Origin of the sequence: Flavobacterium hungaricum, assembly GCF_015182285.1 — a bacterium.
Lineage (GTDB): Bacteria > Bacteroidota > Bacteroidia > Flavobacteriales > Flavobacteriaceae > Flavobacterium > Flavobacterium hungaricum.
In genome coordinates this window covers 232,692-253,341 of record NZ_PRDM01000004.1, presented here as the reverse complement: position 1 = coordinate 253,341, position 20,650 = coordinate 232,692, and the positions used below count along the sequence as shown (strand labels likewise).

General features: G+C 35.3%; 26 protein-coding genes. 1 reads left to right on the top strand and 25 read right to left on the bottom strand.

Annotated features, from left to right (window positions below):
* Nucleotides 1-29: 29 nt before the first annotated feature.
* The 17 genes from C4F50_RS17310 to C4F50_RS17230 form a co-directional block, all read right to left on the bottom strand.
* Nucleotides 30-497 carry an SRPBCC family protein gene (locus C4F50_RS17310; protein ID WP_194139909.1) on the bottom strand — a complete coding sequence of 156 codons (468 nt, stop codon included), beginning with the start codon at nt 495-497 and terminating at the stop codon, nt 30-32.
* A 95-nt stretch (nt 498-592) separates the two neighbouring features.
* A complete protein-coding gene (locus C4F50_RS17305; RefSeq protein ID WP_194139908.1) occupies nt 593-1,174 on the bottom strand; it encodes an LOG family protein in 582 nt (193 codons plus the stop codon).
* A 263-nt stretch (nt 1,175-1,437) separates the two neighbouring features.
* A complete protein-coding gene (locus C4F50_RS17300) occupies nt 1,438-1,968 on the bottom strand; it encodes a GNAT family N-acetyltransferase (RefSeq protein ID WP_194139907.1) in 531 nt (176 codons plus the stop codon).
* A gap of 80 nt (nt 1,969-2,048) precedes the next feature.
* Nucleotides 2,049-3,170, bottom strand: a complete 1,122-nt coding sequence (locus C4F50_RS17295) for a lactonase family protein (protein WP_194139906.1) — start codon at nt 3,168-3,170, stop codon at nt 2,049-2,051.
* Nucleotides 3,171-3,246: 76 nt separating this feature from the next.
* Nucleotides 3,247-4,350 (bottom strand): MBL fold metallo-hydrolase, encoded by a 1,104-nt coding sequence (locus C4F50_RS17290; protein ID WP_194139905.1) that lies wholly within the window; start codon nt 4,348-4,350, stop codon nt 3,247-3,249.
* A 3-nt stretch (nt 4,351-4,353) separates the two neighbouring features.
* Entirely contained in the window at nt 4,354-4,776 is a 423-nt protein-coding gene (locus C4F50_RS17285) for a DUF1801 domain-containing protein (protein ID WP_194139904.1), read from the bottom strand.
* Nucleotides 4,777-4,780: 4 nt separating this feature from the next.
* Complete coding sequence (locus C4F50_RS17280; RefSeq protein WP_194139903.1) at nt 4,781-5,821, bottom strand: serine hydrolase domain-containing protein; 1,041 nt, start codon at nt 5,819-5,821, stop codon at nt 4,781-4,783.
* A 50-nt stretch (nt 5,822-5,871) separates the two neighbouring features.
* Complete coding sequence (locus tag C4F50_RS17275; protein ID WP_194139902.1) at nt 5,872-6,240, bottom strand: nuclear transport factor 2 family protein; 369 nt, start codon at nt 6,238-6,240, stop codon at nt 5,872-5,874.
* A gap of 220 nt (nt 6,241-6,460) precedes the next feature.
* Nucleotides 6,461-6,667: an ArsR family transcriptional regulator gene (locus tag C4F50_RS17270; RefSeq protein WP_194139901.1), complete on the bottom strand. Its 207-nt coding sequence runs from the start codon at nt 6,665-6,667 to the stop codon at nt 6,461-6,463.
* A 4-nt stretch (nt 6,668-6,671) separates the two neighbouring features.
* Nucleotides 6,672-7,088, bottom strand: coding sequence for a hypothetical protein (locus C4F50_RS17265; RefSeq protein WP_194139900.1), 417 nt, complete (start codon nt 7,086-7,088; stop codon nt 6,672-6,674).
* Nucleotides 7,089-7,149: 61 nt separating this feature from the next.
* Nucleotides 7,150-8,064 carry a helix-turn-helix domain-containing protein gene (locus C4F50_RS17260; protein WP_194139899.1) on the bottom strand — a complete coding sequence of 305 codons (915 nt, stop codon included), beginning with the start codon at nt 8,062-8,064 and terminating at the stop codon, nt 7,150-7,152.
* A gap of 15 nt (nt 8,065-8,079) precedes the next feature.
* Nucleotides 8,080-8,973, bottom strand: coding sequence for an NmrA family NAD(P)-binding protein (locus C4F50_RS17255; RefSeq protein ID WP_194139898.1), 894 nt, complete (start codon nt 8,971-8,973; stop codon nt 8,080-8,082).
* Nucleotides 8,974-9,134: 161 nt separating this feature from the next.
* Complete coding sequence (locus C4F50_RS17250; protein ID WP_194139897.1) at nt 9,135-9,620, bottom strand: SRPBCC family protein; 486 nt, start codon at nt 9,618-9,620, stop codon at nt 9,135-9,137.
* A 117-nt stretch (nt 9,621-9,737) separates the two neighbouring features.
* Complete coding sequence (locus tag C4F50_RS17245; protein WP_194139896.1) at nt 9,738-10,181, bottom strand: hypothetical protein; 444 nt, start codon at nt 10,179-10,181, stop codon at nt 9,738-9,740.
* Nucleotides 10,174-10,614 (bottom strand): hypothetical protein, encoded by a 441-nt coding sequence (locus C4F50_RS17240; RefSeq protein WP_194139895.1) that lies wholly within the window; start codon nt 10,612-10,614, stop codon nt 10,174-10,176. Before C4F50_RS17240 ends, C4F50_RS17245 begins: the two co-directional genes overlap by 8 nt.
* A 43-nt stretch (nt 10,615-10,657) precedes the next feature.
* A complete protein-coding gene (locus C4F50_RS17235; protein ID WP_194139894.1) occupies nt 10,658-11,269 on the bottom strand; it encodes an NAD(P)H-dependent oxidoreductase in 612 nt (203 codons plus the stop codon).
* A gap of 11 nt (nt 11,270-11,280) precedes the next feature.
* Nucleotides 11,281-11,772 (bottom strand): DinB family protein, encoded by a 492-nt coding sequence (locus C4F50_RS17230; RefSeq protein ID WP_194139893.1) that lies wholly within the window; start codon nt 11,770-11,772, stop codon nt 11,281-11,283.
* Between the two features lie 77 nt (nt 11,773-11,849).
* Here C4F50_RS17230 and C4F50_RS17225 point away from each other — a divergent pair, with 77 nt between their 5' ends.
* The gene (locus C4F50_RS17225; RefSeq protein WP_194139892.1) at nt 11,850-14,357 is read left to right on the top strand and encodes a M14 family zinc carboxypeptidase; all 2,508 of its coding nucleotides are present in this window, start codon (nt 11,850-11,852) and stop codon (nt 14,355-14,357) included.
* Between the two features lie 147 nt (nt 14,358-14,504).
* On the opposite strand, the gene C4F50_RS17220 is transcribed toward C4F50_RS17225, so the two are convergent.
* From C4F50_RS17220 to C4F50_RS17185, 8 genes are all read right to left on the bottom strand, one after another.
* A complete protein-coding gene (locus tag C4F50_RS17220) occupies nt 14,505-15,185 on the bottom strand; it encodes a DUF4919 domain-containing protein (RefSeq protein WP_194139891.1) in 681 nt (226 codons plus the stop codon).
* 197 nt (nt 15,186-15,382) lie between these two features.
* On the bottom strand, nt 15,383-15,763 hold the full coding sequence (locus tag C4F50_RS17215; protein ID WP_194139890.1) for a YdeI/OmpD-associated family protein: 381 nt from the start codon (nt 15,761-15,763) through the stop codon (nt 15,383-15,385).
* Nucleotides 15,764-15,868: 105 nt separating this feature from the next.
* Complete coding sequence (locus C4F50_RS17210) at nt 15,869-16,603, bottom strand: DUF2625 domain-containing protein (RefSeq protein WP_228012067.1); 735 nt, start codon at nt 16,601-16,603, stop codon at nt 15,869-15,871.
* A 27-nt stretch (nt 16,604-16,630) separates the two neighbouring features.
* The gene (locus C4F50_RS17205; RefSeq protein ID WP_194139889.1) at nt 16,631-17,020 is read right to left on the bottom strand and encodes a DUF1801 domain-containing protein; all 390 of its coding nucleotides are present in this window, start codon (nt 17,018-17,020) and stop codon (nt 16,631-16,633) included.
* A 41-nt stretch (nt 17,021-17,061) separates the two neighbouring features.
* The gene (locus C4F50_RS17200; protein WP_194139888.1) at nt 17,062-17,973 is read right to left on the bottom strand and encodes an arginase family protein; all 912 of its coding nucleotides are present in this window, start codon (nt 17,971-17,973) and stop codon (nt 17,062-17,064) included.
* A 56-nt stretch (nt 17,974-18,029) separates the two neighbouring features.
* The gene (locus C4F50_RS17195; RefSeq protein WP_194139887.1) at nt 18,030-18,677 is read right to left on the bottom strand and encodes a suppressor of fused domain protein; all 648 of its coding nucleotides are present in this window, start codon (nt 18,675-18,677) and stop codon (nt 18,030-18,032) included.
* Nucleotides 18,678-18,807: 130 nt separating this feature from the next.
* The gene (locus C4F50_RS17190; protein WP_194139886.1) at nt 18,808-19,554 is read right to left on the bottom strand and encodes a DUF2314 domain-containing protein; all 747 of its coding nucleotides are present in this window, start codon (nt 19,552-19,554) and stop codon (nt 18,808-18,810) included.
* Between the two features lie 132 nt (nt 19,555-19,686).
* Nucleotides 19,687-20,646: a DUF6620 family protein gene (locus C4F50_RS17185; protein WP_194139885.1), complete on the bottom strand. Its 960-nt coding sequence runs from the start codon at nt 20,644-20,646 to the stop codon at nt 19,687-19,689.
* Between the last annotated feature and the right edge of the window lie 4 nt (nt 20,647-20,650).

The window sequence follows — 20,650 nt, the reverse complement described above, 5'->3', positions numbered from 1 at the left end:
TAAAACTTTAAACCTGAAACAAAATTAAATTAAGCTAATCCTTTCGGAAATCTGTCCAGAACCAAATTCAATTGTATTTTATGCTCTAAATACGCTTTTGCTCCAGCTAGAACCAACGTAAAACCTTCAGTAGAATTTCTGACTTGATCTATAATTTTATCGGTATCACCTTGAAAACCAGAATTGGTAATGCTCACAAAAGTTTCGTTTTCGTCTAACGGACTAAAAATCCATTCTACCAAAGTGGTTTCGTCTGGATTTCCCCATTCCACTACAATCTTTTTATTTTCCTGTAAAACCAAAGTAGTTACAGAAAGCGAAAAACCATACATTTCCCAAGTCCATTCTGTTTTTTGATTTTCTTCTAATTTTCCTGATCCTTTAGAAAACCAAAATTTACTGGTAATTTCCGGATCAATAAAAGCCTGAAAAACTTCTGAAACAGGTTTTCGAATCAGCATTTCGGCTTTTGCGAATTTGTTGTTTTCTGGTTTCATCTTTTTTTAGTTAGAAGTTATAGTTATATGTTTAAGCAAATGTAAATATACTCTATTTTTACTTTAGCCCTTAACTCTTAACATTTACTTTTAACTCATAACTCCTTCTTCTCAATCCATTTCCCAACTGTGGGCGCTTCATAATTTTTCATTTGATGCAATAAATCATCAATGTTGTCACTTACCAAAAGCATTTTCTGGTTGACTTCTTTTAACAGACCTTTTTCGGTCATTGTTTCGAGCAGAGTAATTAACGCATCGTAGAATCCGTTGATGTTTAAAATTGCGATTGGTTTTTTATGAAGTCCAAGCTGTGCCCAAGTCAACATTTCAAAAAGTTCTTCCAGAGTTCCAAACCCGCCTGGAAGCGCAATCACACCATCGCACAAATCGTTCATTTTAGTTTTTCTTTCGTGCATGCTTTCTACCAAAATCAATTCAGTTAAACCTAAATGCGCGATTTCTTTAGAGCGTAAAAAGTTCGGAAGGACACCGATTACTTTTCCGCCTGCATTAAGCGCAGCATCTGCAACTGCTCCCATTAAGCCAACGTTTGCACCACCGTAAATCAATTCTATATTTTGTTCTGCCAGAGTTTTTCCAACTAAAGCAGCTTGTTCTTCGTAAATTTTGTCTGTACCAAAACTAGAGGCACAGAAAACTGTTATTCTTTTCATTTTTTTTTTAGGGGTTAGGGGTTAGGAGGTTAGGAGTTAGGGGTTGGGAGTTAGGGGTTAGGAGTTAGGAGTTAGGAGTTAAAAGTTAGGGGGTATAGGTTAAGAGTTTTGTGTTATTATGTGTTATATGTTATATGTTAGAAGTTATGTCTTTTATATGATATGGATTAAAGTTTAAAAAATCGTACAAATAGTATCAAGCCTTTAATTTGACTCATAACCCATACCGCATAACTTATACCCCATAACTCCTAACTCCTAACCTATAACTCACAACCCTTAAATATCTCATAAACAAAATTATGTCTCGAAGGTTCATTGTAATAGGCAACTTCTTGTTCGTCTATTTTTATTGCGCCTAATTTTTCTATTGCTTTTTGCGAACGGAAATTTTCGGCACCAATATGAAACTGAACTTTATCAACGGCTTGAAATGCATAATCCAGCATCATTTTTTTTACCTGAGCATTAAATCCTGTTCCCCAGAACTTTCTTCCGTAAAAAGTGTAGCCGATAAAAACACTTTTATTTTCAGGTTCGTAATCGTAAAAACGGGTACTTCCAGCAACTTCGTTTGTGGTTTTATCAATGATAAGAAACGCGCCTTTGCTTTCTATTGCACCTTCGAAAAAGTTTAAAAATACCTCTCTTTCATATCGATTTTTATTCGGATGCTGTTCCCAGATTAGCGGATCTGAAGCTACTTCAAAAAGATTTTCAAAATCAGTTTCTTGTAACGGGACTAATTTTACAGTCTCGTTTTCTAATATTTCGGGTTGCAAATTTAAGTTCATTTTTTTGATTTTTAAAAGTGTTTTTTTACTGCAGATTATTAGGCTTAAAAATGATTTTGTTTTGAAATGATAAACAATCTCTATATTCTCTTAATCTGCACGCAAGAGACATTTTCCATCTTAATTTTTCTACCTGTTTTTTGGAGCATTCCCGTCTTTTCATTTCGTTCAAAAACGATTACGTTTCCCGAAATTACGTTTGTGGCAACCAGAAATTTACCACTTTCGTCAAGGGCAAAAATTCTGGGATGTTTGCCATAAGTTGATTGATAGCCAATATTTTTCAGTAATCCATTTTCATCGATAGAAAAAATAGCGATGTTATTTTCTTTACCGCGATTTGCGGCATATAGAAATTTTCCATCAGGAGAAATATGAATATCAGAACTTTCAAAACCTTCTTTTGTTTTTTCGGGATGCGTTGGAATACGCTGAATTTTGGTCAAAACACCATTTTCATAATCGTAAACACTGATCTGTCCGGCCATTTCTTCAATACTATATCCAATTTTTTGATTGGGATGAAAAGTAAAATGTCTCGGTCCAGCCTCTAAATCGGTTTTAATGAACGGAAATTTAGTTTCCACCAAAGGCTGTTTTAAATTTTCATCAAAGGCATAACAGCGTATTTTATCTGCGCCCAAATCGGGTAAAAACAAATAATCATAATTAGGCGAAAAGACTGCCGAATGTACGTGCGAACGGGTTTGCCTGTCTTTATGCACACTCCCATCCGAATATTGGAAATTTTGAGCAAGCGAATCAATTTTTCCATTTTCTAAAATCGGATGAACCGAGACACTTCCTTCAGTATAATTGGCGTTTACCAGCCATTTGCCATTTTTGTGTACCGAAACATAAACGGGATTTTCGCCTCCGCTGGATTGTTTGTTTAAAAAAGTAAGCGATTTTTTTTCAGGATTAAATTCAAAACTGCTCACACTTCCCGCATTTGGCGTTTTAGTATCAGTGCAGGCATATACATATTTGCCGTTTGGAGCAATGGTCAAATACGAAGGATTAATAACGTTTTTTACGGATGTAATTTTGTTTAAATTTCCTTTAGCATCCAACTCAAAAACCTGAATCGATTCTGCATTTACATCCCGATTGTACGAACCTAGAAAAACATACGTATTTTGAGCAAAAGCCGTTAGTGTAAACAGGAATAAAAAGTATAGAAATAATATATTTTGTTTCAAGACGACTGTTGTTAGTAGTTAATAATTTAAGTAGAGAAATGTTTAGAACCTCAGTAACTCTGAATCTTTTTTTTTTCTAAACAACTTCTTTCCACCACTGTTTAAATTGCTGTTTTTCATTTCGCAATTCGACCAATTCTCCAATCATTGGAGTAATTAAAGGAAGCGGATTTTCTGAATTTGTGTTTAATGCCGTTATTCTTTTTAAAGGTTCGTCCCAAGGATGAAGCGCCAATACAAATTTGGAAGAATGAACAGGAAGCACCCGTTTTGGTTTTAATTCTTTTAATGCGTTTATAACATCTTCGGGCGTATTATGAATGTATTTCCATTTTTCATCGTACTGACCGTTGTCCATAACAGCAATATCAAACGGACCGTATTTTTCGCCAATTTCTTTATAATGGGAATCGTAACCGCTGTCACCTCCCAAATACATTTTAAAATCTTTGGATTCTAAAACGAAAGAAGTCCAAAGTGTATTGCATCTTTTAAAACTTCTTCCCGAAAAATGCCTTGCCGGAACGGTATAAAGCGTCAAATTCGGGTCTAGTATTACTTGATTGTACCAGTCTTTTTCGATAATATTTTCTGTTGGAAAACCCCAAAATTCAAAATGAGAACCCACTCCAAGAGCCGTGATCACTTTTTTTGTTTTGGGTTTGAGTTTTAAAATAGTTTCATAATCCAGATGATCATAATGATCGTGGGTGATCAATAAATAATCAATTTCTGGAAGATCATCAACCGTATAAATATCAGTTCCCTTAAAAGATCTCGTAGTGCCTGGAACAGGAGAGGCATTACCGCTGAAAACAGGATCAATCAAAAAACGTTTTCCTGCAAGCTGCAGGTAATAAGACGAATGTCCGAACCAAACCAAAACATCATGATCGAGAGGCAGCTCTAATAAATTTGTTTTGATGGACGGAATCAAATCAGTCGGTTTCTTTCTGGGTGCTTTTTTGAAAAAGAAGTCATAAAACAAAGAATAATAAGTGACTCCTTCAGCGAGATCCGGCGTATAATTTTGGTTTTCAAATTTTCCATTCTTATATTGAGGGGAGTTCAAAATAAGTTTTAACCTTTCGCCAGATGGTGCTTTTCCAAATTTTGGCTGCTGCATAAAACCCCAAAAAGCAATTGCAAAAAGCGTAATTATAAGTAAGAATGTGATCATTTTTTATTTTGAAGGGTATAATTTTTGGATGTATTCTGTAGAAAGTGAAATGATCTTTTTTAAAATTTCTAAGTCTACATCGGCTAATTTTTTGATGTAAATACAGGCTTTAGAAGAAGTATGTTTCCCGAGTTGAGATAAAAGCGTTTCTCTTTTTTCTTCTGGCAGATAGAAGTAAACAGTAATTGCCGCTTTTCTTGGCGAAAAACCGGCTAATGGAGCATCGCCCTCATGTCCGCTGTCGTATTTATAATGATAACTTCCGAAACCAATAATACTCGGCCCCCACATTTTTGGCTCAAAACCTGTTGTTTCCTGCATGATTTTGAGAAGTTCAAAAGAATCGTTTCTTTTTACTTCACTTTCAACAGCGTTAATAAAATCGGTAACACTGTCTTGGGTTTCGGTGGTTTTATTGGCTGCCATTTTTTTATTGTTTCGGGTTGAACAAATTACTTTTTAAAAGCAGTTTTTTGATGGTAATTCCCGTTTTATAAAACAAATCAGAATTGGCATTCATCTCGTTTTCTAGAACAATTATACTCACATCGCTTTCAGGAAAATACAAATTTACTGAAGAAAATCCATTGCCTAAACCTGTATGCCCATAATATTTTGGAGATTCTTTGTCTACAATTCTAAGGCCGTAGCCGTAACCCACTTTTTCTGTTCCAAAAACATTATGCTGGGCAAGAATGTTGTATTGCAGCATTAATTGATACGTTTCTGGTTTTAAGATTTTCCCCTTATGCAGGTTGTTGTTCCAGATCAATAAATCATTGGCAGTTGAAATAATACCAGCAGACGGAACTTTTTCTGGAGTAATTAGAGAATTAGCAGCTTTTTCTAAAGCATCTTTATCATTCATATAACCTGTCACCAAATTTCTAGTGTTGTCCTTAGAATAACAGAATGTATTGTTCATTTTAAGCTTTTTAAAAAGTGCTTCTGCCATTACTGCGTAAGGCTTTTTAGAAACAGATTCTATGATCATACCTAAAAAAGGATATCCTTCGTTGCCGTATTTAAACTCGGTTCCTGGTTTAAAAGCCAAAGATTTATTTGGATCCACAATTCCGTGGGTATGATTTAATAACTGATGAACTGTAATCGAATCTGTCCAGCTCTGTTTTAAATTGTGCAGATATTTTTTAATCGGAGCCTGTAAATCAATTTTTCCTTTTTCTACTTCTTGTAAAATCAAAACAGCTGTAAATTGTCTTGTATTAGACATAATTTCAAATTGACTGTCTAATTTTAAAGGTGTTTTTTTATCAAAGTCTGCAAAACCAACAGCTTTACTGTAAACCGCTTTTCCGTTTTTAGAGATTAAAATTGTCCCATTAAATTTAGGCGAAGAGACCAGTAATGTGCTATCTGTTTGAGCAGAGATTTTGTCGTTTTTCTGTGCAGACAAAATACAATTGGTCAATAAAAAAAGAATGGTAAATAATCTGAAAATTGGATTCATTATGGGTTTATGGTTTACGGTTTTGTTGTTTTTGATAGTGTATTTTAGTGCTAAAACATGCCATTTTCATTAACAGCGTCTTTGGGTACGGGTTGTCCTAAATCCCAAAATTCCACGATTTTATCTCCATCAAACTTGAGAATATGAACAACTGCAAAACCAGCGTCAACAGGTGTTTGTTTTAAGTGTGAATGAACGGCAACTAAATTTCCGTCTTCTAATATATGATGAATTTTAAAAGTCTTATTCGGATTTGTTCTTGCAGATTCTTCCATTGCCAGCATTAATGTATCGGCATCGCCTTTAAAATAAGCATTGTGATGTTTGAATTTCTTTCCGACATACAATCTAAAACCTTCATGAGAATGTCCGTTCGCCGCCAATTTCAGGAAGTTTTTTGCAATTTCTTTCTTAGTCATGATTCAAAATTTTAAAGCAAACTAAGTTATGAAAATTAAGAATCTCTTTTTTGCAAAAAAGCAAATCAAAAATTATAAAATTACGGGTTTCAAAAAATGCAGGTTAAATGTCTAAAAGAAAAAAAATGACACTGACAAAACAGATTTACTTCGTAAAGAAAGCTGCTGTAAACGGATACTTAAAAATCTTTTATCGTTTAAATCTGTGTGAAATAAAAAACTAAACTTCCTCTGATTTTATTTTAGAAAGATCCAATCCTAGTTTTGTAAATTCTTTTTCGCCAAGTTCTGTAATGTAAAAATGCTTATCAGCAGGATTCTTTCTGGCGATCCAGTTTTTGTCTGCAAAATTTTCTAAGAGAAGTTCTCCAAGCTTACCGCCCAGATGTTCGTAGCATTTTTTTGCGGGTTTTATTTTTGTTTGCATTTGTCTAATTTTTCTTTTTCGAAGCTATTTTCGCAGCCAAATAAGCCATCGGAATATAAGCAAGAACAGCATCTGCCAATGAAAACCAAATTGGTGAAGGAAGGGTAAAAATCATCATAATGCCTCCAAATAAAAAGAATGCACCAATAACCAAAGCCAGTTTCATTTTATGATTAAAAGCTATTAAGGCCGTAACGAAAGCCCCTGCAAAAGTTCCGACTGCGTGTGCTAAAAACGGAAAAATAAAATGTTTGGGTTCAAACAAGTGCATCGTAGCTTTCAGGCCTTCGGCAGTAGTAACATCGGCACCTTTTGGAGGCGGTATTACAGAACCGCTTATACTGATAATCGCCATATTGACAACGCTTCCAATAAAAAGACCAAGAAGTACAGCTAAAATGTTTTTAAAAATGGGGTTCATATTTTTCGGTTTTTAGTGGGACTAAATTTATGAAAAATATAGATTGTTGCCGCAATAATTTTCAACTAAAAGACTGTCGAAAAGCAATTGGAGAAATATTGGTTTTGGTTTTGAACAATTTGCTAAAAGACTGCTGATGCTCAAAGCCCAGCTCAAAAGCAATTTCGCTGATTGATAAGCTGGTAGTTGAAAGTTTTTCTTTTGCTTTTTCGATCAATTTATTATGAATGTGCTGCTGCGTGCTTTGTGCGGTTAACGATTTTAATAAACCGCTTAGATAGTTTGGCGAAACATTTAGATTTTCGGCTATTTCGTGTACTGTCGGCAGCCCTTTCTTTTGCAGAGAATCACTGCTGAAATAGTCTTCCAGCAGTTTTTCTAAGCGTGATAAAATTTCGTGATTACTTATTTTTCTAGTAATAAACTGTCTGTTGTAAAAACGTTCTGAATAGGTAAGGAGCAATTCTATCTGAGCAATAATTACATCCTGACTGAACTTATCAATATTGGATTGGTATTCTTGCTGAATATTTTTAATAATGTCCAGAATCATTTTTTGTTCTTTGTCCGAAAGGTGCAAAGCTTCGTGAACGGCATAACCAAAATACTCGTATTGTTTGATTTTCTGCGCCAGCGGTGTATTCCATAAAAAATCGGGATGAATCAATAACGAATATCCTGTATGCTGTAATTCGGCATTTCCTTCGATAGAAAAAACCTGTCCTGGTGCAATAAATAGTAAAACGCCTTCTTTAAAGTCATATTCCTGCTGGCCGTAACGCATTTTGGCATTGGCATTTTTCTTTAAAGCAATCGAATAAAAATCGAGAATGAGACTTTTAGGTTCATTTTCGTTTAGGTATTTAAGATCTTCAAAATTGTAAACGCTCACCAGCGGATGTTCTGGTTTTGGCAAATCACGAAATTCATGAAACTCGCTGATGCTTTTTATTCGGTACGGTTGAGAAACGCTCATAGAAGTAGTTACTAATTACTGATTGTATTTTGCAGCAAAATCTTTTGCATAAGCTGCCAGCTTTGTTTTTCCCATTTCGGCTGGTCGGTTTTGATAATAATCTTCACCTAACAATCCGTTGTAAAGTCCTGCGTACATTTCGACTAAGCCTTGGGCGATTTTTGGCTGCATTCCAGCATTAATCAATCCTTCCAAAACCTGTTCGTCGCTTACTAGAACCCATTTTAAATCTGGTTTTCCAATCGCTGCGCCCAAAATTGCAGCCGACTCGTTTCCTGTTAATTCCTCGCTTGATACGTAACGTATTTTTTTTCCGTTTAATGGAGCCGTAAGTTCCTCTGCAGCAGCTGCTGCAATATCTAACGGAGAAACCCACGGAATCAATTCGCCGGCGCCGTAATTGGCAAATATACTTCCTGAATTTTTTATCATCGGTATATAGGCCTCGAGATTATAGAAAAACGAAGTTGGACGCATAAAGGTAATCGAAACATCTGAAAGCTGCTCCAAAATGCTTTCGATTTCATTATATCGCTGAATAATTCCAGAGTTTTTTTCTAAATGGGCTCCAATACTGCTTAAAAAAACAACGCGTTTTACACCCGATTTTTCGATGGCTTTGGCATAATTATTTCCGATTTTACGTGTAAAAGTATCTAAATCAAGATTTAGATCAAAATAATTGGCACGCGGAATCATGCAATAAACAGCGTCTGCACCAGTAAAAGCCTCGGTGAGAAAATCTAAATCGTTTACAGAACCGATCAGTGCTTTTGCGCCTATTTTTTCGATTTCGTTTTCTCTTTCGGCACTGCTTGTTATTACTGAAACAATATGACCTTTTTGCACTAACTCCTCTGTTAATGGCTTACTGATGTTCCCTAAAGAACCTGTGATTGTAATTTTCATTTTTTGTACTTTTTAGATTAGTACAAAATTGCTTTAGATCTGCAGATTTAATTTAGCCAAATCTATTATTGTGTTAGCCAAAAAAAGATACTTAAAGCCAATTCGTTAATTTGATGATTAATAGATAACGTAACTCTTGTTAATCTTAAAATGACTTAATGTTATTTTTTGGATAGTTTTCTTTCGGCTGCTGTTTGTGGTTTTCCGCTGGCGTTGGGTTCGCCTTTGCCTGTTGTGATTAGTTTTTTTAAACTGTTCTGTATGTAATTGGTCCAGCCCGATTTGCAGACTTCATAGCATTCGTATTCTGGAACCAAACCAATATGTGTAAAAGTCAATTCTGTTTTAGTATCTTTTTTAGAAATTTCAAAAACGGCTTTGGTATTCGTCCATTCCGTATCGTCTTTAGTAAAACTAAAATAATTTTCTTCAATCAGCCAGACGATTTTCTGGTTTTGGATAACTTCTATCAATTTTATTTTACAGCGATGCACCTCTTCATAATGATAGTTAAATTCATCATTTAGATTTGCTGTATTTCCTTCAATTTCTTCCGACCACCAGCCGCGTACATTTTGTATGGCTTTAAAAACAATTTCGGGAGATTGGTCAACTAGTAGGGTTGTAGTAAAATCTTGTGCACTCATTTTTAAAGATTTAAAAAGTTAGTACAACAAAATTACCTTTTAATAGTCAATTCATCAGGTATTTAAGAGACAAATAAAAGGGGGATTTCAGACAAATATATTTGATGAATTGTACTCTTACCTAAATAATCCAATCAATAAATTGATAATATAAATGGGTGTTGCTATAAAAATTATAACTAAAAAGGCGATAACTAAAATTGTATTTAATGTCAAGTAACCATCATACAGAGGAAAATCACTGTGAATAAAAAGTTTAGTATAAAAGAAAACGCCCCAATACAATACAAAACTTCCAATTAAAATAACAGAATGTATTATAACCAAATAGTTAACCAGACGCTTATTTAATTTTTTCTGAACCAGCCAATATCCAAGTCCTGTTATAAAATAAGCGAAAAACAAAATAATGGCGAAATCGTAATTACCTAAAACGAAATACGTATCATGGATATTGACATCAACGGTTGCTTCTTTGCCAAGAAGCAATGCAATTACAATTATTAGTAAAGAAACAATCCAGAATACATGATAAATTTTAATTTTCTGTAGATTAAACATAATCTGCCAGCATTACGAAGCTTAAAACGACTGAAAAAAGAACTAAAACACTTAGGAGACCAATTACAAAAACTCTCCATCCGCCATGCGTTTCGCCGCCATTGCTAAGATGTTTCTGAATCTCTTTTTCTTGGTATGTTTTTAGGAAATAAGAAGTAATTGAAACATATATAATAGGAAAAATAAAGCTCGGAATATTTTCTGGTAATAAACACGCCAATACAATGATTAGTACAGAAAGAAGAATAGTAAAAAGCCATGTCTTTTTTGCTTTCTCTAAATCATTAAAAACTTTAAAATTTTCTGAAATGCAATAACCCGCAACAAGAGGGCCAGCTAAGAAGGTTCCTACTCTAATGGCATTTTCGGAATAAATTTTTTCTGTTGGAATTTCTTCAAAAACTGATTTGTCTATTGTTTCCTCTGGCAGCATTTGGTATAATTAATGGGTTAAATATTTTCGATAAAAATAGAAATTAAACGTCATAAAATTCTTCGTTTAATGATTTTATTTTCTCCGGAATTTTATCGATTACCTGAAAATGTGTTGGCATTACATTTTCCAGGTCTAAAGTACCGCCCAGAATAATCATTTCTTTTTCTTCAAAACGTTTTCCAAGACGATCTTCCAGCATTATTTTTACCATACTTGGTGCAATTTCGGTTTCGTTAAGAAATTCGTTTGGATGGCCGGCAGTACAAATAACCAATCCAAGCGGAATAGTTTTCATTTTTTTGGAAGTTTCAGTTTGTCCATAAGCATATCCCACAGAGTATACGCGGTCAAACCAGCCTTTTAATTTTGCCGGACAGTCGCTCCACCAGACAGGGTAAAGAAAAATGATGCAGTCGGCTCTTTCTATTTTTTCTTGCTCAAGTAAAACGTCTGCAGGAGCAGGGAGTTCAGTTTTGGCAAAACCTTCGCGTTCGTATTCGGATTCAGACAAATCACTTTGAAAATTCTGAGCATATAAATCGGAGATTTCGATGTCAAAATTTTCGGCTTTTAAAACAGATTTTAGTCGTTCTAAAACCTGAAAAGTATAAGACTTTTTACTTGGATGTGCGTAAACAATTAAAATATTCATAGAGGTAAAAATTAGATAGTATCTTTTGCATGACGAATCCAATGAGGGGCGTCGTTTATATTTTCTCGCAATAGTAAATTAAGCTGTGCCGCATGATGCTGCACATGCCGCATATTGTAAAGCAGTATTTCAACCATATTATAGCGCATGGTTTTCGATTCATTCTCCCAATTGCTGTTGTAAATTTCATCGGTCATATTGGCAATTAAGTTTTTGCATTTTTCACGGCAAAATTGCAGATAATCAAGAACTTCTGTTTTGGTGTAAATTCTTTCAGGAAGCCGATCTTCAAATTCAGATAAAGAAAAAGGATGGGGAGGAGTAAACCCTGCGGGATTGAGTGTAAGGTAATAATCGAGAAAAAAGACACAATGAAAAGCATTATAGCCAAATTGCCGCTCGGTATCCCAAAACGATTCAGGACAAAATTTTACAGCATTTTGGAGCATGTCAATGCTTGCTCCAAATTGTTTCCACAGTATTTTTTTTAAGGATTGGTCCATAAATTAATATTTAACAGGAATTTAAAATCATATAAAGTTAATTCTTATTTTTAACCAACTGCAAACCAATTCCAATTATGACAAAAAACTTTTACACAGCGTTATTGTTTATAGCGACTTCCATTACTGCCGCAGCACAGCTAAAATCACCTTCAGAATTTATTCCGAATTACGGAAAACAGATCAGTTATTACCATCAAGTGGAGGATTATTTTAAATACCTGACAGAGAATTCGAAATTGATCAAAAAGCAGCAGTACGGTTTAACCAATGAACAGCGTGATTTGAATGTTTACTTTATTTCTGCTCCCGAAAATTTGGAAAACCTAGAAGAAATCCGAAACAATAATCTGGCTTCAATCGGACTTTCTACAGCTAAGAATACTGCTGTTGGAGATAAAATTATAGTGTGGCTGAGTTTTAATGTTCATGGAAATGAATTTGCAGGTACAGAAAGTGCCATGACGGTTGCATATGAACTTTTAAATCCGTCGAATGAGAAGACCAAACAATGGCTTAAAAATACGGTTGTCGTTTTAGACCCTTGTATTAATCCCGACGGCTATTCGCGTTACGGAAACTGGCTTAGGGAAATCTCAGGAAAAAAAACACATCCTGGTTTATACGACCGCGAACATATGGAAGTCTGGCCGGGAGGCCGATACAATCATTATCTTTTTGATTTGAACAGAGATTGGGCGTGGCAGACACAAGCCGAATCGCAGCAGCGTTTAAAATTATACAACCAATGGATGCCTCAGGTGCACACCGATGTGCATGAAATGAGTTACAATTCGCCATACTTTTTTCCGCCCGCAGCAGAACCGCTTCATGAGTTTATAGAACAGTATCAAAAGGATTTTCACAATGTTTTAGGTAAAAATATTTCGCAGCAATTTGACAAACAAAACTGGATGTACAATACCAGAGAACGTTTTGATCTGTTTTATCCAAGTTATGGAGATACTTATCCAACTTACAATGGTGCCGTCGGATTAACATTAGAGCAGGGCGGTATAGGAGCCGGCCGTGAAGTGACGATGGAAAACGGCGCAAACGTTACTATAAAAGACCGTTTGACACATCATGCCACAGCGGTATTGACAGTGGTAGAAAGCGCCGCTTCGCAAAAAGAGGTTTTGTTAAAAGGTTTTAGGGATTTTCATGCAAACGCACGAAAAAAAGCCAAAGGAATTTACACGATGTATGTTTTAAAGAACAATGCAAAAGCAGAACAATTGGCGGAATTACTAAAAAAGAATGACATCGAATTTAGCTATGCCGATGCAGCTACCAGTGCTTCGGGTTTTCATTATCAAAACAAGAAAAACGAAAGTTTTAAAATTGAACCCAACGATTTAATCATAAAAGCAGACCAGCCGAGATCTGTTTTAGCACAGGTTTTGTTTGAGCCCAATCAAAAACTAAATGATAGTTTGTCATATGATATAACGGCTTGGGCTTTGCCATTGGCGTATGGAATTGAAGGTTATGCTGTCAAAAATGCACTTTCGCTAAAAACGAAAGCTTCTATTGAAATCGCTCCTAAAAATATTCCAGAAAGTGTTTATGCTTTTTATGTGCCTTGGAACAGCAGGGTTTCGGCTCAGGTGGTTTCTTCTTTGCACCAGGCGGAAATAAAAGTGCGTTCGGCAATGAAAAAAGCCGTTTTCGGAACTTTAACAATCGAACCTGGAGGCTTAATTATTAGCCGTGCAGATAATCCCAAAATTGCTGATTTTGAAAAAACGGTCAGCGAAATCATTAAAATTAAATCGGATTACAGCTTTATCTCAACTGGATTTTCTACCAATTCTAAAGATATTGGAGGAGAAAATTTTGTGCTTTTAAAAGCGCCAAAAATCTTAATGCTTTCTGGAAAAGGAATTGTTTCGACAGAATTTGGAGCCAATTGGCATTATCTGGATGAAGTTGTTAAATATCCCGTAAGTATTGTAGAAACTACCAATTTCAATCGTGTTAAATTATACAACTACAATACTTTGATACTTTCTGACGGTTCTTATGATTTTTCTGAAGACCAGAAAAAACAAATCGACGAATGGATTAAAAACGGAGGAAAAGTAATCGCGATGAGCAGCGCCATTTCGTTGTTTCAGGATCGCGAGGGTTATGCCTTGAGTATGTTTGCGAGTAAAGAAGACAAAGAAAAATCGGAGAAAGAACAAAAAGAAATCGAACTTAAAAAACGCTTTTTAGACTTTGAAGGTTCAGAACGAAGAGAAATCTCGGGTACCATCCCTGGTGCGATAATCGAGAACAAATTAGACAAGACGTATCCAATGGCTTTTGGTTTAGGAAACACGTACTATAGTTTAAAAACCAACGAAAGATCGTTTTCACTTTTAAAAAATGCCATCAATGTGGCGTATATCCCGAAAAACTTTTTGAGTTATGGTTTTGTTGGAAATGATATCAAGAAAAAACTTCCCGAAACAGTGACTTTTGCAGTTGACAAAAGAGGCGACGGAAATGTAATTTACATGATGGACAATCCGCTTTTTAGAGGATTCTGGGAAAACGGTATTTTGTTGTTCAGTAATGCGCTTTTTTTCAGGTACTAAGGCTCAAGTTTTTTTAAAGGTTCATTTTTTTGCCGCGAAGAAGCTGAGATACAACGTTTTTTAAAGGTTTAAAAGTTTGCAAAAGATCAAAAATCATTTTTTTGTAAAAAACTTTAATCATTGCCTTCGCGCCTTCGCGGCAAAAAATCATCTTAGAGACTTTCTCTCGTTTTCGAGCATTTTTTCGATATTAAAATAAATACCGTCTATTTTGTATCTGCCTTTTTCTAAGCTGAAATAATTACAATTACCAGTTAATGCCTGCGATTTGGTCTCTATTTCAAAAAAACGGAGCATGATGTATTCATGTTCAACAAGCAAAACATGAAATCCTGTTTCGCATTGTTTTCCGTCACCAGAAGAAAAAATCACATTCATAATGTTATGAAACTTAAAAGATGCCGTTTTTGCAGCTGTTTCGTCTCCTTTTAGGTGGTAAACATAGGCGAGATAGTTGAGCTGTTTTAGATCAAAAGGAAAATCGCTTAGCGAATGATTGATTAATTGGATGATTTGATCATAATCTGATGTGCTCAGTTTGTCATTGTTGTAAAACGCGATAAGTTTTTCTTCGTCTGGAGATTTCCAATAAGCATTGTATTTGGGCTGAAAAAAGTATCCGAAATACAAATGACGAAACTCATCAAGTGTTAACAGCGTGTCATTTTTGGTTAAACGATCCATTAATTTAGGATAATAATAAGAAGATTTTTTATTGGTTATTTCTTTTTGAATTGCCTTATAGTCGGGTGCAATAAAACTGGTTTCCTGAGCAGAAATGGCATTACCTAAAAACAGAAATAGCAGAATGATAATTTGTTTAAACATGGTTTTGAGTGTTTTTAGATAATTTGTTTTATTTAAAGTTACAAATTAAAACCATTCTTTAGTAGGAAAAAAGTCTAAAAAATATTTCGATTTTTATTATATCCGAACAAAGCCAAAAACCAAAACAGTCGCGGTATTTATCATTTAAAAAGAGAGGGAGCGCTATGATAATGCTTAAAATCGATAAAGGTTTTGAATTACGGAATATCGGTTATCCATTTGCCTTGTTCTTTGGCCAGATCGATGAGTTTCTGCCCGTGTTCGGTCATTAATTTTTCCCGAATCAAGCGTTCAGCTCTTTCGATATTGGGTTTGCTCCATTTACTGGTTTTGGGGTTGCGATGCGAAAAAGTGAGATAATAACTTTCGGCGTCTCGTTTTTTACACAAGCTGTCGATCCACCCAAAACAGAGTGCTTCTTCTGTAGCTTCGATTAAATTGACGCTTGGTGTTTTACTTTTTTTATGGTATAAAATAAGCCAGACCGATTTTTCGGTCTGGCTGTTTTCTGTAAGCCAATTGCGCCAATCTTGTCTGCTTGGTGCATAAACGGCCAATTTTCCGTCTTTAGTTTCCATAACCTATTTATTTTTGTTATAAAGATAAAATGACTTCGTGACAACAGTTTGTCAGTAGTAAAATTACTTTTTATCTGTTTGAAAAATAAATTGTTACGGTGTTTTTTAAAGTCCCATCTGTTTTCTGATGTCGATATTAAAACCGTATTGTTCTTCAACAGGAATTATTTTTCGAACCGTTTTGTTAATGTCCTGACCTTCTTCTGTCCATAGAAACGGGTAAAAATTGAAAACTTTATCCCCATTTAGTTTAGAGACTTCATCTCTCCATTTTTCCCATCGGCTTCCTTCGTAAAACTTATTCAAATCGTTATTAAAACAGAATAATAAAAATTCGGAGTACGAAATATCCAGCGCTTCGTATTGCAGGTTATCTGGCGAGAGATAGTACATTTTTCCTAAATCTGTGCCAAGTGCGCCGCCGTTTAAAATAAAAAAACCGCCCAAAGCATCGTCTGCAACTAATAAAAAGCCTGGTTTTTCGCCAAATTCTTTAAACGATTTTCCTTTATTCCATTCTGGCAGAGTTCTGTCTAGTCTTGCATTTCCAGAACCCAGAATTCTGATCCAGCCATCGTCTACCAAGATACCGCCGGTTTTGTAAACTACGGCTCCCAATGCAGAATCCGTTGTAACTTGTGTCTGGTATAGTGCGTCTTTGGCTTTTTGAGGGTCGGCAGGCAGTATTTCGATTTTGTTTGAAGCTTTTCCTGACCATTCCTGCAAATCTTTCCAGCCTAGGTTTTTGGTGTTTGTTAGTTCGTTTACAGGTCTCATTTTAGTTTGAGAAAAGGTATTTAGGGTTATAAATAAAAAAGCTGCGGCAGTTAAAAATTTCATTTTGATTGTAATAGTTTTTGAGTTGTTTTATGTTAATCGGATGAGTACTCCTTTTCGTTTGACAATATTTTTATAATCCCATTGGATTTCACGGCCTTTTTGCAGCCATCTTTTTAAATCTTCTTTATTGATTTGCGAAACTTCTGTAAAACGAATTTCGGCTGCTTTAAAAGAGCCTTCGTTTTGCAGTTCTTCTTCGTCAAAAGATTGTCCGCTCCAAAACAGCAGTCTTACAGAACCTTTTAGCTTGCTGTAGCCCACAATCGGGTTTCCGTCAAGAAACCAAACCGGATGTGCGTGCCAGATTTTGTTTTCGGCTTCGGGTAAATTTTCATTTATGATTTCATACAAAAGATCGCAGATTTCTTTGTCCGAATCGATTTGAGCGTTGTTATAATTCTGTATTTCAGTTTTCATATAAATGGTTTTTTAGTATAGAAAAGTCTTGAAAAATAATTCTAAAAGCTCTTTTTATGAAAATTAGAATTAAAAGTATCACTGATATTAGTAACAAAATCTTTTGTGTATTCTCCCGTCGGGTCAAGATCAGGATCCAAAATTGTTATTTCGAGTCCGCTCAGCTCTGGACTTTGAAATAAGTACGAAGTGAGTTCGTTAAATTCGTCATACGTCAAACCGTCTGGAGTTCTGCTGTCTACGCAAGGCATTATCATATCGTTTAAAACATCTACATCGATATGCAGCCAAAAGCCGTCCAGTTTTTTGTTTCGAACTTCTGAAAGAAATAATTGTGCCGTATTTCTAATGCCTTTTTTTCTTAATTCCCGAAGGCTTAAATAGGCTGCGGTAGATTTTCTAATCTCATTTTCGTATGCATCGTCATACTCGCGGTTGCCGACACACCAAAGGTTTTCTTCTTTTATATAAGGCGATAAGTTAAGAATGTTGCTTAGTTTTGGATTCCCGTTACCCGTCACTAGAGATGCTGCCATACCGCCGGCACCGCCGGTTTCAGATAAAGCAATATCCATAAAATCGGTATGCCCGTCGAGATAAAATAAACCGTAATTGCCTTTTTGTTTGAGCGCCGCTGCAACTCCCAAAAGAATACTGCAGTCGCCGCCAAGGATGAACGGAAATTTTTTCTGACTGATTAAATTGTTGATCAAATAGGCCTGTTCTCTCGCATAACTTACAAGTGAATCGGCATTTAGAAAATGGGTTTCAGAATCTTTTACATTAGAATATTGCGACGGGGTTATTCTTGTAACATGCTCTGTATTTAAGGATTTGTGTAAATTATGTTTCCACAGCCAGTCTGGCAGACGATTTACGCCTGGTGCTTTTCCTGGTTGAGGTTCTTTTAAACCCAAATTAGAAGGAAATTCAACAATGTATATTTCTTTCATAAGAGAATAATTTGGAGCATAAAGTTATTAAAATAAATTCCCGTTTACCTCAGAATTTAGTTTTTTCGATTTAAATCGGTAATTAGTAAAGGATTGTTTTCTTTTAATTTTTGAACTAATGCTTCAACCGTTTCTGGATTTGCGATAATATTCTCGTATTCCTCAGTAGTTATTCCTACGATTTGTAAAAAGGAAACTTCTCCGTGAGGAGTTTGTTTTTTCTGAATTTCAGGATCTGCAATAATGACCAATGCCGTAATATCGGTTTCGGTATTAAGACGTATCGGCCCATTAGCAGGCATGTAATGAAACTCTTCAAACCAATTACCACTGCTGAAAACGTATTTTGCAATATTTTGTAACAAAGCCACCGCCCAGCTCGGATTGCCGTTATCGGCTTCAAATGGTTTTAGTCTAAAAGTGAGTTCAAATCCCCATTTACTGAATTCTCCATCTGCTTTTTCTTCATCATAATACAATTCAGAAAATCCGTAAGTAACAAAATGATAATGCTCTTCTTGTGTTTTACTTTCGTAATAACTTACCCCGTCAAGCGGATGCTCGCCTCCAAGCATATAACTTATTGCAGGAGCAAAGTGTTTGGGTTCCTGACCAGGATATAAACGATCAAATTCTTGGTCGATTTCTAACCAGCCGACTGCATCATCTTCTGAAAATTTATTTTTGTATTCTTCTAAAGTCATTAGTATAGTTTAGGTTAATGCTAGACAAGATATTATTTTTACTGAAGAAAATAAATTTATTTGGATTTATTGTTTTTAAAAGAGTATAAAAAAATCCGATTTACTCATGCAGATCGGATTTTTCATTTTATTAAAATAAAGGAATCAAATGTTCCCAATTATATTCTTTGGCATAATCAAGCGGTGTTTTGCCCACATGGTTTTGAGCATTTTTATCGGCTCCGGATTGTATTAAAATTTCGACCGAAGTACTGTTTCCTGCAATGGCTTCGCGATGCAGAAACGTATAACCTCGTTCGTCCTTAGTGTTTATTTCTGCTGGATTTTCTTTTAAAAATTCGATAAGACTATCTTTCATATTTTTACTCATCGGATGTTCTACAAGATTTTCTGGTTTTTCTTTTTGTTCAAAAACGACTTGTATATCATTAAAATCTCCAAATTCTAATCCCCAGGCTTCATCGTGAGATTCTCTTTCTTCGTCGCTCATTTCAGAACGCATGGCCTGTATGGTAAATGCTCCGTATGTTTTTCCCTGACTTGCAAATAACCAATCGCTGATTTGATCAATCGGAATTGCTATTTCGTCTCCGTTATTTACATTCGTTAATTCGTCAGGATCATTTACCAAAACGCCGTAAATAGTTTCTCCGTCAAAGTTTACATCGTTAATCCACATATGTTCAACCACAGTTTCATCGTCTATATCTTGTGTAAAAGCCAGTTTCACACACGCGACGTCAAGCGCAGGAATAATTCTGCGGTATTCCCAAGAAAGTTCCCTCCAGAAATATTTAAAGGTATCTTGTGCTTTTTTGTAAGCTTCGATCATTTTTGGATTTTCTCCGTCGGCGTAGAATATTGTTGTCTCAGACATATTTTCTTTTTTTATTAATATTTGTATTTTTCTTGGTCTGTTTGAAGCTTTTAAAAAGGATTTCTAATTTAAATAAAAAATCCGATTTGTTTTTCATAAATCGGATTTAGTTTTATTTGAAAGATTGTCAATTTAGAAATTTACATCGTCTGCAATATTTCCGCCTTGCTCTGCTGCAAATCGGGCAGCATATTCTTTTTGTTTTTCCTGCTGATAATTAGAGAATTCCATAATATCCTGTGAGTTCCAGTTTTGGTTTTGCTCCGTCATCCACTGCATGGCAACCGATTGAAAATCGGCCAAATTAATTCCGAAGTTATCCAAAATCCATTGTGCACCGTCAATTCCATATTCATAAGCTGCTTGTCTGGCTCCAGCCAATTCTTCGTAGAAGTAACGATCTGTTTTAATTCGGTCCAGATTTGCCTGTCCTTCTTCTGAAATTGAAGCTTTAAGGTTTTCTAACTGAGGTACCGTCACATTTTCAGCATAATATTGTCCAAACAAAGTCGTAACGGTAAATGATGTGTCTTCAGCCATTCTTTGCGGCCAGATCGTATTTAATTCTTCCCAGACAATTGGTTCAAATCCCATTGCTTTGCAAACTTCAAGATAATCGATTCCAGCGCTTATCTTTAGACACATTGCGGTATATGTTCTTAAATCTACACCGTGTACAGGTTCTAAAAATGGATTATTGGCATCCGCTTTTACAAAACCAGAAGTTTGTACTCCAGTATATTTTAACGAATTGGCATGTTCAAAACGAATCATTTGATCAGAATCACAGTTATTCCATTCTGTATAAACCGCTCTTCTGTAATTAAAATAAATGTTCTGAATGTCTTTTTCGTGTACATTTTCGCCGCTTGCACGTTCGTCTGCAATCCAATTTTCGGCTCTTTCAGCTACTTCGGCATCAAAATCTTCTACAGTATAATGTGTTCCATGTAATGTTTCAGGATCGTATTCTACTTCTGTGTATGCTTCTTCGTACTCATTTTCATAATTGTTATTAGAAGTCTGAGCTTCGTAATTGTGATTTTCTTGTCTGCTGTCTCCAGTTAGGGCGCCAAAAAGTTTTTTAAACATTGTT